Source organism: Xanthomonas cassavae CFBP 4642, from assembly GCF_000454545.1.
Lineage (GTDB): Bacteria > Pseudomonadota > Gammaproteobacteria > Xanthomonadales > Xanthomonadaceae > Xanthomonas > Xanthomonas cassavae.
The window spans coordinates 107,148-122,086 of record NZ_CM002139.1; the positions used below are offsets into that span (position 1 = coordinate 107,148).

General features: G+C 67.7%; 8 protein-coding genes and 1 pseudogene. 2 read left to right on the forward strand and 7 right to left on the reverse strand.

The features are described 5' to 3' along the window. Positions 1-501 precede the first annotated feature (501 nt). Positions 502-1,683 (forward strand): benzoate/H(+) symporter BenE family transporter, encoded by a 1,182-nt coding sequence (locus tag XCSCFBP4642_RS0100485; RefSeq protein WP_029218064.1) that lies wholly within the window; start codon positions 502-504, stop codon positions 1,681-1,683. Positions 1,684-1,985: 302 nt separating this feature from the next. On the opposite strand, the gene bphP is transcribed toward XCSCFBP4642_RS0100485, so the two are convergent. The 6 genes from bphP to XCSCFBP4642_RS0100520 all read right to left on the reverse strand — a co-directional run bounded on the left by bphP (position 1,986) and on the right by XCSCFBP4642_RS0100520 (position 9,579). Continuing rightward, positions 1,986-3,890 (reverse strand): bacteriophytochrome BphP, encoded by a 1,905-nt coding sequence (gene bphP / locus XCSCFBP4642_RS0100495; RefSeq protein ID WP_029218065.1) that lies wholly within the window; start codon positions 3,888-3,890, stop codon positions 1,986-1,988. Continuing rightward, positions 3,887-4,480, reverse strand: a complete 594-nt coding sequence (locus XCSCFBP4642_RS0100500) for a biliverdin-producing heme oxygenase (protein WP_029218066.1) — start codon at positions 4,478-4,480, stop codon at positions 3,887-3,889. Before XCSCFBP4642_RS0100500 ends, bphP begins: the two co-directional genes overlap by 4 nt. Before the next feature lie 99 nt (positions 4,481-4,579). Then, a complete protein-coding gene (locus XCSCFBP4642_RS0100505) occupies positions 4,580-5,845 on the reverse strand; it encodes a TCR/Tet family MFS transporter (RefSeq protein WP_029218067.1) in 1,266 nt (421 codons plus the stop codon). A 207-nt stretch (positions 5,846-6,052) separates the two neighbouring features. Next, complete coding sequence (locus tag XCSCFBP4642_RS0100510) at positions 6,053-8,215, reverse strand: lytic murein transglycosylase (protein ID WP_029218068.1); 2,163 nt, start codon at positions 8,213-8,215, stop codon at positions 6,053-6,055. A 423-nt stretch (positions 8,216-8,638) separates the two neighbouring features. Continuing rightward, positions 8,639-8,845 (reverse strand): hypothetical protein, encoded by a 207-nt coding sequence (locus XCSCFBP4642_RS0100515; protein WP_029218069.1) that lies wholly within the window; start codon positions 8,843-8,845, stop codon positions 8,639-8,641. Between the two features lie 344 nt (positions 8,846-9,189). After that, on the reverse strand, positions 9,190-9,579 hold the full coding sequence (locus XCSCFBP4642_RS0100520; protein WP_084624341.1) for a YchJ family protein: 390 nt from the start codon (positions 9,577-9,579) through the stop codon (positions 9,190-9,192). Between the two features lie 46 nt (positions 9,580-9,625). Between XCSCFBP4642_RS0100520 and XCSCFBP4642_RS23610 the strand changes: the two are divergent. Continuing rightward, positions 9,626-10,188 (forward strand): annotated as a pseudogene (locus XCSCFBP4642_RS23610) (sulfite exporter TauE/SafE family protein); the annotation flags it as partial. A gap of 84 nt (positions 10,189-10,272) precedes the next feature. Here XCSCFBP4642_RS23610 and XCSCFBP4642_RS0100530 read toward each other — a convergent pair. Further along, a complete protein-coding gene (locus tag XCSCFBP4642_RS0100530; protein ID WP_029218071.1) occupies positions 10,273-14,283 on the reverse strand; it encodes an SbcC/MukB-like Walker B domain-containing protein in 4,011 nt (1,336 codons plus the stop codon). Between the last annotated feature and the right edge of the window lie 656 nt (positions 14,284-14,939).

Consider the following 14,939-nt stretch of genomic DNA (forward strand, 5'->3'; position numbering starts at 1 on the left):
GAGGAAGTTGCCGCCGCCGCACCTCAATCCGCCGTAGCGTCTTTCCATGTAGCGAGCCGCCCATCATAGCCGGCTTTTGCGTTTCGTCAACACCTTGTGATGTTTTTCGAAACCCCTCGTTCGTCGCTGCGGTGCTTGGAGAAGCGCCGCCGTCCTGAGCGAGGTCGCGCAGTTTATCGAGCCTGTGCAGAAGTGCAAGTACTTTTTGACACTGTCATGACATCTGCCTGTCTCGGCCGGCAAAGAGGTGGCCGGCCCATGCCTCCACGCGGTTGCATCGCGACGGATCTGCCATGGGCCCATTGGACTCACTGCATATGGCGCGCATCTATAGGGGACTTGTCTAAAGGGGACTTGGCCTACTGGTGAGGTGCTGCACCCATGCGCGACATGCAGGCGCGGCAACCAGAGTCAGGCGATACAGAGGGCGGTATCCAGACGGCAAGCAATACCGCTGGGCAGTGGCTCGGAGAGAATGACCAGCTGAAAGGGAGTGACCCAATGCCGCCAGCCCGCAGCCTGTTCCGCGACCTGTCCCTGCCTGCGATTGCCGCCGGCGTTGTCACTGTCCTGGTCGGATTCGCCAGTTCGGCGGTGATCGTTTTCGAGGCGGCGCGGCATATGGGTGCGGACCAGGCACAGGTCGCCTCGTGGATGTGGGCACTCGGCTTCGGGATGGGCGTGACCTGCATCGGCTTGTCGCTGCGCTATCGGGTACCGGTGGTCACCGCGTGGTCGACGCCGGGGGCAGCGATGTTGGTCGGAAGCGCGGCCGGAGTTCCGCTGCGAGAGGCGATTGGCGCGTTCGTGGTGGCGGCGGTGTTGGGTATGGCTGCCGGATTCACCGGGGTGTTCGAACGGGCGATCCGCAGGATTCCGGTCTCGCTGGCGTCGGGCATGCTGGCTGGCGTGTTGCTGCGCTTCGGACTGGACCTGTTCGTGGCCATGCAAAGCCAGGTGGCGCTGGCATTGGCGATGCTGGCAACCTACCTGGCGGGACGGCGCTGGTTTGGGCGGTACGCAGTGATTGCGACCTTGCTGGTGGGCGTTGCGATCGCAGCCAGCCGCGGATCGATGCACTGGGAGACGGTGCAGCTGGAACTGGCCCGCCCTGTGTGGGTGATGCCATCGCTATCGTGGGCGGCGGTGGTCGGGCTGGCGCTTCCGTTGTTCGTGGTCACCATGGCCTCACAGAACGTCCCTGGCGTGGCGGTGATCCGTGCCTGCGGCTACACGGTGCCGATTTCACCGACGATTGGCTGGATTGGCGTGGTCAATACGCTGCTGGCGCCGTTCGGGGGCTATGCCTTGAACCTGGCCGCGATCACCGCGGCGATCTGCATGGGCCGAGAGGCGCATGAAGACCCGACGCGGCGCTATGCCGCGGCCGTGAGCGCGGGCGTGTTCTATGGGGTGATCGGCCTGTTCGGGGCGACCGTGGCGGCGGTGCTGGCGGCGTTTCCGCGCGAGCTGGTGATGGCCCTTGCCGGAATCGCACTGCTGGGCACGATCGGAAACAGCCTGGCGGCGGCCCTGCGCGAAGACGGCGAACGCGAGGCGGCCTTGATCACCTTTCTGGTCACCGCCTCCGGGCTGACGCTGGGCGGGATCGGCGCGGCCTTCTGGGGCCTGGTGGCCGGCACGCTCACCTTAGTGGCCTTGCGGCCCAGGACATTGCTTTAGCGCACCTGCTCACTGCTGCAGTGTGATGTGGCGGCGGACAATACGGATGGGCCACGGGCTCGCGGTCACCCCATCGAGCGCCGTGCAGCGCCTCGCCGATGGGTTGAGCAGATCGGGGCCGTGCATCAGCAATGCGCTGCCTGAGGCAGGAGCCCGTCAGGCATGTGGCACGGTCACAGCCACTGCGTCGCGCGCGAGCCTTGCTCGCCACCCGGCACCCTGCCCTTCGATGCGATGCGCTGCATCACGGCCACAACGGCACCGCAGTGGCGGCTGCGGCGCTGCGTCCTTGTAGGCGGCGCTTATTCCGGGTCGCGCAACTGCAGCAGCCAGTGCGCGGTGACGCCGCTGGGGCTGGGCAAGGGTTCGAGATGGAACTGGCGATACACCGGCGCGCCGTCATGGGTACGCAGCGGCAAGGTGACATAGGCCGCGCGTCCCAGCCGCAGCGCCTCTTCGAGCAGTTCGACCTTGGCCTTGGCGGCATCGTCGGCCAGCAGCGCGAGGATGTCGCAGCCGATCAATTCGGCGACCTCGGTCTGGCTCAGGTCGGCAAACGCCGGGTTGACGAACATCAGCCGGTGCACGCCGGCCTGGGCGCCGCGCTCGATGATGGCCACGCCGTCGCGCAGACGCGACAGCGAGGCTTCGAGCAGGGTGAAGTCCTGCTGGAAGCGCTTACGCTCCATCAGTTCGATCAGCACCCGCAGGCTGCGCGCCGATTCCAGATGCAGCGGTGCCCACGGGCGGGCACGCCCGCGCACCGTCTGCTGCCACAGGTCGAAGCTCTTGCGTGGCGACAGCCGCGAGTTGGGGATGTCCTGCAGCTTGGCCAGCTGCGGGTTGCCGGCCCACTTGATCTGCTGCACCTGCTCACGGCGGGTCCATAGCAGGGCGCTGCGCGATTGCGGCATCAGCGGGACGAAGATGAATCCGGCCGCCAATGGCGCCAGGTCGGCCAGGTGCGGAAAGACCTCGCCGATCGCATCCACATGCAGCGCGCCCACCGCATCCTCGCGCAGTGCGTCGTGGTGTGCCGATTCGATGTGGTCGCGGATGCGGCGTAGCGCATCCACATCCGGCGCGCTGCCATGACGGCTGATGTCGTTGCCGTGGAAGATCGCCACGCCGTCGGCGTCCACTACGTCCATCAGGTCCGGCGCCATGTCCGCCAGCATGTCGACGGTCATGTGCTCGGCGTCGTTGAAATCGGTGATCAGCTTTTCGCGGATCGTCAGCAATACCGATTCCAGCCGTGCACGCGCCACTGCCTGCAAGGCGCCGATGCGCCCGGCCAGCGCGCGGGTGACTGCATCGGTGGCATCGCGCATGGCGTGGCTGGTGAAGTGCCGGCTGTAGTGGTGGCAGGCGATCAGCCCCCACAGCGCGTCGTTGACGACGATCGAGGACACCAGGGTGGCGGTGACGCCCATGTTGGCCAGGTATTCCAGGTGCACCGGCGAGACGCTGCGCAGGCTGACATCGCTCAGGTCCACCGGCGTGCCCAGGCGCGGATGCAGGGTGGGCTGGATCGGCGACGGCTGATACCGCACATCGGCGATCTGGCGCACGCGGTTGCGCAGGTATAGCGCGCGCGCCTGCGCGGGGATGTCGCTGGCCGGGTAATGCAAGCCCAGGTAGGCTTCCAGCTCGGGCTGGCGGGCTTCGGCGATGACATCGCCGTTCCACTCTTCGTCGAAGCGGTACACCATGACCCGGTCGAAGCCGATCATGCTGCGCAGGCCCTTGGCCGCACGCACGGCGGCCTCGTCGATGCCCGGGTCGCGCTCGATGCTGCGCAACAGCGGCAAGGCTTCGCGCAGGGTGACATCCATCAGGCGCGCGTCGCGCGGCTCGATCTCGACCAGCCATTGCTCCGGATACAGATGCCAGGCGGCCACCCAGGGGTGATCGGGCGGCGTGGCACGCGCGGGGAAGCGCGCCTCGGCATGCAGCAGGTGCTGCGCCTGCTCGTCCACCGCGAAAGGCTGCGTCTCGGGGATCTCCAGCACCTGGGTGTAGGGCATCCCCAGCAGCGACTCCTGCGGCACACCGAGCAGATCGGCGGCGGTGCTGCTGGCCTGCACGATGCGGCCATCGGCCGGTTCGATCACCAACAGCACGCCATAGGGCTGGATCAGGCCGGGGATGTGGATCGGCTCGCGCGCGCGCACATCCATGTCCAGGGGTTCGGTGGTCTGGGTCACGCGTGCGGCTCCGCTGCAAGACAGCTGTGGAAGTGGGCGAACATGGCCTGCGCACCGTCAATGGCGGCAGCGCGTGCGCGGGGGGTGTCCAGACAGTGATCGAGCACGGCCTGGAAACGGCGCCAACCGGCGGGGTCTTCGTCGGCCAGCTCGAAATACTGCAGCGCGTCGGCCAATGCAGGTTGCTGGCGGCGCAGGCCACGGGCAATCACCCGCCCGCCCAGCTGCGCGCCTTCGATCACATACAGCATGCCCCAGCGCGCGGCGGCGTCGGTGCCGGCCGGTGGGGCAAGCGGTGCATCCGGCAGTTGATCGAGCGTGCGTAGATCCGCGCGCAAGGCGGGAACCCGGCGACGATAGTGCCAGCCGTTGCCGACCAGGGTGCTCAGCCAGTCGCCGAAGCGCTCTTCGAAACCGGCCAGCAAGGCATGGTGCCGGCGCAGGATCAGCGCATAGCGCGCGCGATCGACCTGCCCTTGCCCAAGCGCCTGCATCAGCGGGACCGCTTCGACCAGGCGATGCGTGTCCTGGGTGGCATGGCGCAGCGCGCGTGCGGCCGAGGTGGGAACGGCCAGGGTGTCGGAACGCATAGGAAGTCGAGGCGGTGCCGGGGCACGGAAGACACCAGCCTAGCAGTGCCGGCACGAATCAGAAAAAGCGGGCGCGAGCGTCAGATGAATGCGTTGGCATCAACCGCCGGTGGCAGTGGCCACGCCACGGCTGCGCCCCGCCCTCGCCCACGCCATCAACCAGCCGGTGGCGAGCAGCACGCCGGCCAGCAGCCACGGCGCACCGGGCAGATGCAGTGGTGCGCCACGACCGATGAACCGGGCGAACACGTTGGCGAACAGCAGCGGACCGGCGATGCCGGCCAGGCTGACCAGGCTGGTCAGCGCGCCCTGCACGCGGCCCTGCGCATCGGCGCCGACATCGCGGGTGATCAAGGCCTGCGCCGCCGGGGCGGCGATGGCCCAAAGCGCGCTGATCGGCACCCCGATCAGGAACATGCGGCCGCTGTCGGCGAAGCCGTAGATGACAAAGCCGACCACCCCGCAGCCCAACCCCAGCAGCAGGGCGCGGCGCTCGCCCAGCCAGCGCACCAGCCGGCCGACCAGCAAGGCATTGACGATGATGCTGCAGACCCCCACCCCGGCCAGCACCCAGCTCACTTCGCGCGGGCCCCAGTGGTATTGGTAGCCGGCGAACAGCACGAAGATGCTGGGGTAGACGTAATGCGCCAGGTTGGCCAGGAACACCACCGCGGCCAGGCCGAAGACCTGCGGATAGCGGCGCAGCAGCGTGAGCGCGCCGAGCGGGTTGGCCTGCGACCACTCCAGGCGCGCCGTGCGGCGTTCGGCAGGCAGCGATTCGGGCAGCACCAACCAGCCGTACAGCACGTTCAACAAGGCCAATCCTGCGGCAAACCAGAACGGCCAGCGCAGGCCGATGCTGCCCAGCCAGCCGCCGATCAGCGGGCCGGCGACAAAACCAATACCGAATGCAGCGCCAAGCATGCCGAACGCAGCGGCGCGCTTGTCGGCCGGGGTAACGTCGGCGATGTAGGCGTTGGCGGTGGAAAAACTGGCCGAGCACATGCCGGAGATCACCCGCGCCAGCAGCAGCATCGGCAGGCTGTGGGCGATGGCCATCAGGATGAAGTCCAGCCCCAGCCCCAGGCACGACAGCAGGATCACCGGGCGGCGGCCGAAACGGTCCGACAGCGCGCCCTGCAGCGGCGAGCAGGCGAATTGGATGGCGGCGAACAGGAAGCCGAACCAGCCGATCCAGCCGGCGGCCTGCACGTAATCGCCACCGGTAAAGTGCCGCACCAGGTCCGGCAGCACCGGAATGATCACGCCGAAGGACAGCACGTCGATCAGGACGGTGATGAAGATGAAGATCAGTGCAGCGCGGCGCCGGCCCGGGGCGGGAGCGGAATCGGGTGGGAGAGTCATCGCGCGGCGCAGTTGGGCGAAGCGGCGAGTGTAGCGGTGGATTGGGTGGTTGATGCTGGTGGCGCCTGGTTGCTGGGAAACCTGGCGTCGTTCGGGTTGCGCCCGGATCCTCACCCGCCCCTTCGGGGCACCTTCTCCCAGAGGGGAGAAGGGTTGGACCTGCGTCCGCGCGCCACTGCTCGCTTGTGGCAGTGAGAGGTGTGGCGGTTACTCGACGCTGATGGTCTGGGTCAGGGTATGGCTGGTGCCGGGGGCCAGTTCGATCACGTCCGGCCCGGCGTTGGCGGCTTCCAGGCAAACGTAGTCGCGCCAGCCCTCGCCCACGTCGGCCATCTTCTTGCCGGCCTCTTCGCCCGGGTTCCAGGCCACCAGCGAGCGGCTGCCTTCGGTGGCGATGACGATGCGACGGCCGAGCACCGGGTCGGTGAGCGTGTAGCGGCCGCCGGCGTTGACGTAGATGCGGTCGCTGCGGCCGGGATCGCGCGGGTCGCGCAGGCTCCAGTCGCCTTGCTGGCGATGGGCGGTGGCGTAGTTCTCGTATTTGTCCAGGTAGTCCAGGCCATCCAGGCCCTGCACGCTGACCTTCAGGGCATCGCCGACACGGAAATAGTTGTGCAGTGCCTGGGTGAAGCGCACCGGAGCGGCGCTGGTGTTCTCGGTGATCAGGCGCTGCTCCAGGGTGCGGCCGATCCGCAGCGTCATGCGCAGGCGCAACGCCAGGTCGTCGAACACCGGCGGGGTCAGGGTGAGCACCACGGTGCCATCGGCTTCGCGGTGGCTCTCGGTGAGCTGCCACGGCGCGGTGCGCACGAAGCCGTGCGCGGGCACCTCGCCGGTCTGGTCCTGGCGACCGAAATACGGCCAACACACCGGCGCGCCGCCGCGGATCGGGGTGGGCGGCTGCTTGGCGAGCGGCGACAGCCACATCACGTCCTGACCGCCCTTGGGCACGAACGAGAGCAACTGCCCGCCGAACAGGCTGATGGCGGCAGTGGAGAACGGGGTGTCGATCAACAGCGAGGGGAAGCCGTGGAAATCGCCTGTGGTCAGGCCGGTGGTGTCGGACATGGGGGATGCCTTGTGGACGCTGGGAGATTGGGCGAATGCGGGATAGGCGGCCGGCAGTTTGAAGGCGGTGCCGCGCACGGCGGCCATGCCGGCGAGCGGCGGCGCGGCGCGCAGGGCGGTGAGGATGCGCTGGCCCGGGCGGCCGTCGGCCGGCTGCAGCCCCAGGCGGGTCTGCTCGACCTGGATGGCGCGGCGGGTAGCGCTGCCGACCATGCCGTCGGCCTCGCCGATCTGGTGACCACGGGCGAGCAGCAACTGTTGCAGGTCGCGCCGTTCCGGGCGGCCCAGGCCGGGATCGTCGGTGGGCCAGGCGGCCGCCAGGCCGGGGCCGCCACGCAGCCGGTCGGCCAGCAGCGCGATCGACAGCGCATAGCTTTCGGCGGCGTTGTAGGCGTAGATCGCGTCGTAGTTGCGGAACACCAGGAACGCCGGGCCGGCCGCGCCGGCCGGCAACAGCAGGGCGGCCGGGGTGTCTGCAGGCAGACCGGTCGGCGCCAGGGCGTTGCCATCGGTGCCGAGCAGACCGGCGGTTTGCCAGGCCTGCAACGGCTGGCGGCGGGTGCGGCCGACCTTGCTGGCATCGAAGCCCGGCGGCAGGCGCACTTCCATGCCCCAGGGGCGGGCGCGCTCCCAGCCGGCCTTGACCAGATAGTTGGCGGTGGAGGCCAGCGCGTCGGGAATGCTGGCGACCAGATCGCGGCGGCCATCGTCATCCCCATCGACCGCGATACGCGCGTAGGTCGAGGGCATGAACTGGGTCTGCCCGAAGGCGCCGGCCCAGGAGCCGGTCAAGCCCTCCGGCGACAGGTCGCCCTGCTGCAGCAGGCCGAGCAAGGCAAGGAATTCACCACGGAAGAACGGCTGGCGGCGGCCTGCGCACGACAGCGTGGCCAGCGACACCAGCAGCGGGCGCTTGCCGGTGACCCGGCCGTAGTCGCTCTCCACGCCCCAGACCGCCACGATGGTGGCCGGGTCCACGCCGGTCTGCTCGGATAACCGGGTCAACAGCGCGCGGTGGGTGACCAGCATGGCCTGGCCGTCGCTGACGCGCTGGCTGTCGACCAGGCTGGCGAGGTAGTCCCAGATGGGGGTGGTGAACTCCGGTTGCGCGTCCAGCAGCGGCAGCACGCTGGGATCGGGCGCCAGGCCGGCGGTGAAACGCTGGAAACTGGCGGCATCCACGCCCTTGGCAGCGGCCTGGGTCTGCAGGCCAGCCAGACAGCGGTCGAACCCCGGATCGGCCCAGGCAGCCAGCGGCACCAATCCAAGCAGGACTGGCAAGGCGCGCCGGAACGGCGTCATGGCGCGGTGGCCGACATATGGGCGGCGGTCATGCGATGGAGCGCTCCTGCGGCATTCGATCCGGCGAGGATAGCCAACCTGGCTGGGTCCTGGGTGCAGGGGGGTGAGGCGCTGCCCGGATGGGCGGGTGCATTTCTGCTTGCCCTGAGGGCAGCGCGTCCTTTCAGCGTGGGAGTGGTCCACCGGCAGCAGCCACGGCCGCTCCAGATGCATGATGCGGGTGTCGCCCACCACGCCCCGGACAGCCGCACGGCATGGCGCACGGAGACCGGCATTCGGACACCGGCTGCCCCTGCGCCATCTGCGCTGGGCCGCGTCTGTCTTCCTGGTGGTGTCGTCTTGGTCGCGCCGACTGCTGGCGGTACGCAAGGTCAGGGACGACGGTATTCGTCCGCTCTGATTCCAAGGCACCCTACCGCCGGCTCAATTGCCGTCGCCGGTGATGCCGGTCAGCAACGACAGCGTGGGGGTGGACGGGCTGCCCTCGGCGTTGCGGCGGGAGCGTGCGCGTGGCGGCGCATCGTGGCGCGGCCCGAAGCGGACCATGGCGGTTGCCAGCACTGCCGGCAGCACGACCGCGAAGACCACCACCGCCACAAGCACCCATTGCCAGAAATTGAAGGTTGCCATGATCGCTATCCCACCCCGCGGCGAGCTCCGCCGGCGCGGCAAGCTTCCCGGATCGGCTGCGAACGCCATGTCGACAAACGCCGCCGCCACCTGCCGTTGGTCGGATGAATGGCGGGATGCAGCAGCGCGAGGGGTGCCTGGTCATTACCAGCCGCCGCGGCGGCGCTGACGGCCAAGGGTGTGAGTGCGTTCCGGGCCGGTGGGCCGAGGGTGTGCGGCGTTTGGAAGATCGGGCTGCTTCTGCCTCATCCGCGCGCCGGGCAGGTTCTTCCGCGAGGAGACGGCACGCGCATGGACCTGTGCGATTGCAGATCCGCGCTGCACTCAGTGGTGGGAACGGCAGGCTAGCGGGCGTCGAGGTAGTACCAGTGGCCGTCTTCGCGCACGAAGCGGCTGTGCTCGGTCATGCGGACCGCGCTGCCGCCGCCGATGCGGTAGCGCGCCAGGAACACCACCTCGGCGGTGTCCTCCCCGGTGGTGAGGGCACGCTGGACAGCGAGGCCGAGCCAGGTGGTGCGGCCACCGTCGTCCAGGGCCAGGTCGGCCGGGCGGGTGGATGGGTGCCAGCTGGACAGCAGGTACGCAACATCGCGGCGTACATACGCGCTGTAGCGCGCGCGCATCAGGGTTTCGGCATGGGGCGCAGCGGCACCGGCGTGATACGGGCCGCAACACCGTGCGTAATCGGCGGGGCGGCCGCAGGGACAGGGGTCGGTAGGTGTGGAGGTCGGCATGCGGGGATTGTGCGGGATGGGACTGGGGATTGGGGAACGGGGAGGGATGAGCGGCGGCTATGCTGTCGCCCTCGTCGTGCGGAGCGTGGCCGTGCTGGGGTGATTCCCACCGAATTGCCGTGGCTGGCGTGCATTGCGTTCGTCGCCGGGCTGGTGGATGCGGCGGTCGGCGGCGGTGGATTGATCCAGTTGCCGGGCCTGTTCGCAACATTGCCGCAGCAGGCGCCATCGTTGATCCTGGGCACCAACAAGTTCAGCGCAATGTTCGGCACCGGGGCGTCGGCATGGCGGTATGCGCGCACGGTGCGCTTCCCGTGGCGGCCGGTGCCGTATGCAACGGCGGCAGCATTCACGTTTTCGTTCCTGGGCGCGACCGCGGTCAGCCTGATGCCCAGGCACGCGGTGCGGCCGCTGATCCTGGTGCTGCTGGTCGCGATGCTGATCTACACGTTGATCAAGAAGGATTTCGGTGCGCTGCACCGGCCACGCCAGATCGGCCGTCGCGAACTGGCGATCGCATTGGCGATGGGGGCGGCGATCGGCTTCTACGACGGGTTCTTCGGCACGGGCACGGGCAGCTTTCTGATCTTCCTGTTCATCCGCTTCTTCACTAGCCTTGGAAACCCGCTGCCAGGGCGACGTGATCGAAGCCGGTGACGCCACCCGGGCAGGTAGCGTCAACCGTGCACTGTGTCAGCGCTTGCCGCGTGTGTGCGGGGTGCCCGCCTTGACGCCGCGCTTTTTGGCTGGCAGCGGTTTCGTCGCCGCGCGTGCCGAGGGCGTCTTGCCGGTACCACGTGCTGGCCGCCCCGTCGACACGGCTGTTGCACGCGGCTTGGCGGTGGTGGCTTTCACTGCCGCAGATGCAGTGGCGGCCTTCTTCGATGTGGCGTTGGATGTGCCTGTCGCCGCGATCGGCTTGCCCGTTTTTGAAGACCGTGCGGGCTTGACCGGATTGGGCGCGGACGCAGTTGCTGACGACGACACCGCCTGTGCGTGCGACCTATCCCTTGCGCGTTTGTCCGATGCCGGCTCGCTGGTCACGGACGATGTGCGCGATGGCGATGTGCGCGTCTTTTTTGCTTGAACCTGTGCCGCAGCGCGCGTAGGCGATGCGGTTCTGGTGTTCTTGCTCTGCTTGTTCGCCGTCGCCAGCGACTGTTTGCGCTTGTTGCTGCGCGCGTTCTTTGCTGCGGGCAACGTCTCGTCCGCCGCCGGCAATGTGGGGTGCGCTGGAACGCCATCCGTTGCCCTGCCATCTGCTGCAGGCCCGTTCGTAACCGTGATCGATGGCGCAGCGTCCGTAGCATCGGCAACCGCTGGCTCATCGCCACGCGAGCGTTCCGGCAACTTCAACCGCTGCGCTTGCTCGTCATATTCGATCAACAGCACACCGGAATTATGGCGGCCGCTGATCTCCACAAAACATGCGCCGCCGATGAAGGGCTCCAGCGTCATCACCGACTTCAGCGGCGTGGCCACCACCATCTGGAAGCCGAAGTTCTCGAAGATGTTCATCGCCAATGCGGTGAACTCGTTGTCGGCCTTGTCGAAGGCTTCGTCCAGCACCACCGCGCAGTAGCGCGGCAGTTCGCCATCTTCGCCACCGAGCTGATAGCGCAGCGCGGCCGCCAGACAGGTGGTGGCCAGTTTCTGCCGTTGCCCGCCGGACTTGCCGGCGCCGCTGCGGTAGATCTCCACCTGCGCGCGTGTCTGCGCGTCCAGTTCCACGCCGATGAATTCCACATGCAGGCGCACGTCCAGCACCTGTTCGCGCCAGCGTCGCGCCTCCGGCTCCTGCGCGCCCAGCCGCGCCACCAGCGCACGCAAGGTGGAAAACTGCGCCTCGGCCAGGGCACGGTCTTCGGTCTGTTGATGCGACAACACCGCGCGCAACTGCTGCTGGAATTCCTGCACTTCGGTCAGGCGGCGGTCGCTGACCTCGATGGTCAGGATGGTGTCGCGGTTGAACGGCACCTGCTCCAGGCTGGCATTGACCTCGTCCATGCGTTGTTTGATGCCCTTGTGGGCCTCGGCGGTGTGGCGCTGCAGGGCGAGCAAATTGTTCTTGCTCTGGGTCTGCAGCAAATCGAAGAAGCGGTGCTCGTGACGCGGCAGGCCATCGCTTTCCAGCCGGTCCAGACGCGCGAGGAAATCGTCGGCACTGGAAAGACTCACGGTGAAGTCGCCGCTGTCTTCGGGCCACTGCTGGCAATACTTGCGGAAGCATTCCAGCAGTTGCGCGCTGAGCCGGCTGTCGCGGCCCTGGCTTTCGGCCAGCTGCTCGGCCAGACCCCGTTCGACCACGCGGAAATGCGCCTCCAGATTATCCAGCGACAGCGGCGTCAATGCGGCAAGACGTTCCCGCAACCCCTGCAACTGGGTGGGCGTGAGCGTGGCGGTGCCGGCGCGGCCCGCGCACGCCGCGTGCTGCTGCTCGAGCCGCACACGCTCGCGCGCCAGTTGCGCGCGCTCCAGCCGCACATCGTCATAGGTGCGCTTGGCCTGGTCGCGCAAGGTGCGTGCGGTATCGATGGCCTGGCCGAGTGCGCGCAAACCACTGTTGCCTTCGCGCAGCTGCACCAGCTGCTCGTCGATATCGCTCAGGCGCTGCAGCTTGGGGCCGACGTCGATCTCGTCCCAGTCGCGCTCCACCAGCGTGTGCGCAGCGAGTTGGCGTCCCTGGTCCTGTTCGCGCTGCTTGCGCAGCGCTGCGACATCGGCATCGCAGCTGGCGATGCGCTGCGCCAGCGCCTGCGCTTCGCGCTCGAACACCTTGAGCTTGTCGCGGTTGTCGTGGCCGAGCAGCCAGCGCTTGCGGTCATTGACCGCGTGGCGGTCGTCCTTTTCATAGCGATCGCCGGGGTGCTTGACCTGGCCCTCGCGGGTGATGGCGCGATCGGCGTTGCGCAGCGCGGTGGCGTTGTCCACGCAGGCGTAATCGAAGCGGCGGGTGAGCTCGTTGCGCAGCCACTCGGTGAAGGCGTGATCGCGCAGCTGCAGCTTGCCCGGCAGCGCGTCGGGATAGACCCGCCGCGAGTGCAGCTCGTCGTTGCGGCGCACACGGAAGTACACCAGGCGCGTGCCGATGTGGGTACGGTTGACCCATTCGCTGACCTGCGCGTAATGCCGCTCGTCCACCAGCAGCGACTGTGCAAAGCCGTGCAGCACCCGCTCGATCGCACCGCGCCAGACCATCTGGTCATCACGTACCTGCACCAGCTCGCCAACGAACGGCAGCGAAGCCTCGGCGATGCCGGTGTCTTCGCACAGCCGCGCGCGCAGGGCCTGCATCGGTGCGGGCATGCTCGATGGCGCGCGCTTCAGCGCATCCAGTTCGGCGCGGATCTCGGCAAAGCGGCGTTCGTCGTCGCGGCGTGCACCCATGCGCTCGGCGATCGCGTCGTCGAGCGCGCTGGCGTCGTGCTTGCCGTTATCCAGCACGGTTTGCGCATGCGCGATCTGCGCGGCAAAGCCGCTGGCCCCGGCCGCCAGGGCGGTACCGAGCTGGCGGCAGGCCTGTTCGATCTGCGCGCGGCGGCGCAGGCGTTCGTCGCGCTCGCGCTCCACGCGCGCGCGCTCGCGTTCCAGTTCTTCGATCTGTTCGCCGCCGGCGGCGCGCTGCTCGCGTTCCAGCCCGGCCAGCTTCTGTTCGTGGTTGTCCAGCGATTCGCGGCGCTGGCCTTCTTCGCCGGCCAGCCCGCGGTCCTGGTTGTCCAGCTCCTGCAAGCGCTCGTCCAGCAAGGCCAGCCGCTGCTGCTCGCGGTAGCTGTCCACGCCCAGCTGCAGCTCGCGCAACTCGCTGACGCTGTGGCGCAACGTCATCAGCGCCGCATGGTGCGCGCGCGCGGGGGTCAGCGTTTCCACCTGGCGCCGCGCGGTGACCACCGCATGGTGCGCACCATCGAGCTCGGCAAAATCCTCCACCAGCCGATCGGCCGCTTCGAAGGTGCGCGGCTCGTCCAGCATGAAGCCACGCAGGAACGCGTTGAGGTCGCCCAGATTCTTGGCCGACTGGGTCTTGTGCAGCAGTCGCAGCGCCATCTCGTTGCCGATGCCCAGCGCATGCCGGAAACGTTCGGCATAGCCGGCAAAGCCATCGAAATGCGCAACTTCCTCACCCAATCGCGCCTTGAGCTTGCGCAGGTCAAGATCGAAGCCGTCCAGCTCGCTGGCCACATCGAAGCTGCGCGGCGCCACCATGTAGTGGCGGCGCACATCAGCCGCGGCGTTGCCACTGCCGACGATCCAGAACAGGCGAATCAGGCTCACCGCCTCGCCCTGCGCGTTGCGGTATTCCAGCACCAGCGCCGTCCAGGTGGCGCCCTTGCGCAGGTATTGCGTGGCGATCTCGCCCGAGGCGCTGTCCTGCTGATCGGCCCAGGCGCCACGCACATACGACACCAGGCTGCGGTCGCGCCCACTGCGCTCGGCCTCGCGCGCAGCCGCGTTGAAATCGACGATGCTTGGCGGTGTCAGCAGTGCCGACATCGCATCCAGCAAGGTGGACTTGCCCGAACCCGAGCGCCCGACGAACAGAAACCCCTGCTCGGCGATCGGCACCTCGGTCAAGCCGTTGAACGTGCCCCAGTTGTGCACCTGCAGGCGCCGCATACGGAACTGCTGCGCACGCTGCTCGGCCAGCGTCTCGGCAAACAAGGAAGCACCCGGCGACGCCGGCGACAGATTGGACTGGGAATTCATTGCTCACTCACCAAAACAGAACGACAGGGACGCCAGGACATTACGAACGGTGAAGCTTTTTTGCGGTGCGGGGATGCGAGGTGCGGGTCGAGTTTGAGCAGGCGGATGGAATGCGTGGACGGCTTCGCGCCCGGGGGCGCTCCTACAACGAAGCAGATTCTTTGAACCAGCTGGCGTGGAGGTTGCACCAGTGCGACAAAAAAAACTGCGGGTTTTTAAACATCTGCACCACCAACCTCGTCCAGATCGGCCGATCGCGACCGCCATTGCTCCTTCCTCGTTATTACATCACGACATCTCTGCTTTGCTGCTTTCAGCCGCATGCTGCCAATGCAGCCCGTGCTGTTGCTGTTGCTGTTGCTTCCGCAGTTTGCATTTCGGGGCCCCACACCGCGGCGGCAAGGCCGGCAGATACAACCCGTAGGGCGGCGCGCATGGATGCGCGTCGTTTGCCGGACTTGCGCACCCGCAGCGCCGCAGACGCGGAGGGCGCGAGGACGGGGTGTGCTTTCTTTTTGGTTACTTTGGTCAGCCTGCGGCTGCCGTAGAGCGCTTCTTGCACAAGCAAAGAAAAGTGACTTGCGCCCGAAAGGGCGTGAAAGCTCTGCCCTACCAAAAACAACCCGTAACACTTCAAGCGCTGCGTGACATCGCAC

Coding starts and splice junctions, on each gene's coding strand:
- XCSCFBP4642_RS0100485 (WP_029218064.1), top strand. CDS start 502: ATGCCGCCAGCCCGCAGCCTGTTCCGCGACCTGTCCCTGCCTGCGATT.
- XCSCFBP4642_RS0100500 (WP_029218066.1), bottom strand. CDS start 4,480: ATGCGTTCCGACACCCTGGCCGTTCCCACCTCGGCCGCACGCGCGCTG.
- XCSCFBP4642_RS0100505 (WP_029218067.1), bottom strand. CDS start 5,845: ATGACTCTCCCACCCGATTCCGCTCCCGCCCCGGGCCGGCGCCGCGCT.
- XCSCFBP4642_RS0100510 (WP_029218068.1), bottom strand. CDS start 8,215: ATGACGCCGTTCCGGCGCGCCTTGCCAGTCCTGCTTGGATTGGTGCCG.
- XCSCFBP4642_RS0100515 (WP_029218069.1), bottom strand. CDS start 8,845: ATGGCAACCTTCAATTTCTGGCAATGGGTGCTTGTGGCGGTGGTGGTC.
- XCSCFBP4642_RS0100520 (WP_084624341.1), bottom strand. CDS start 9,579: ATGCCGACCTCCACACCTACCGACCCCTGTCCCTGCGGCCGCCCCGCC.
- XCSCFBP4642_RS0100530 (WP_029218071.1), bottom strand. CDS start 14,283: ATGAATTCCCAGTCCAATCTGTCGCCGGCGTCGCCGGGTGCTTCCTTG.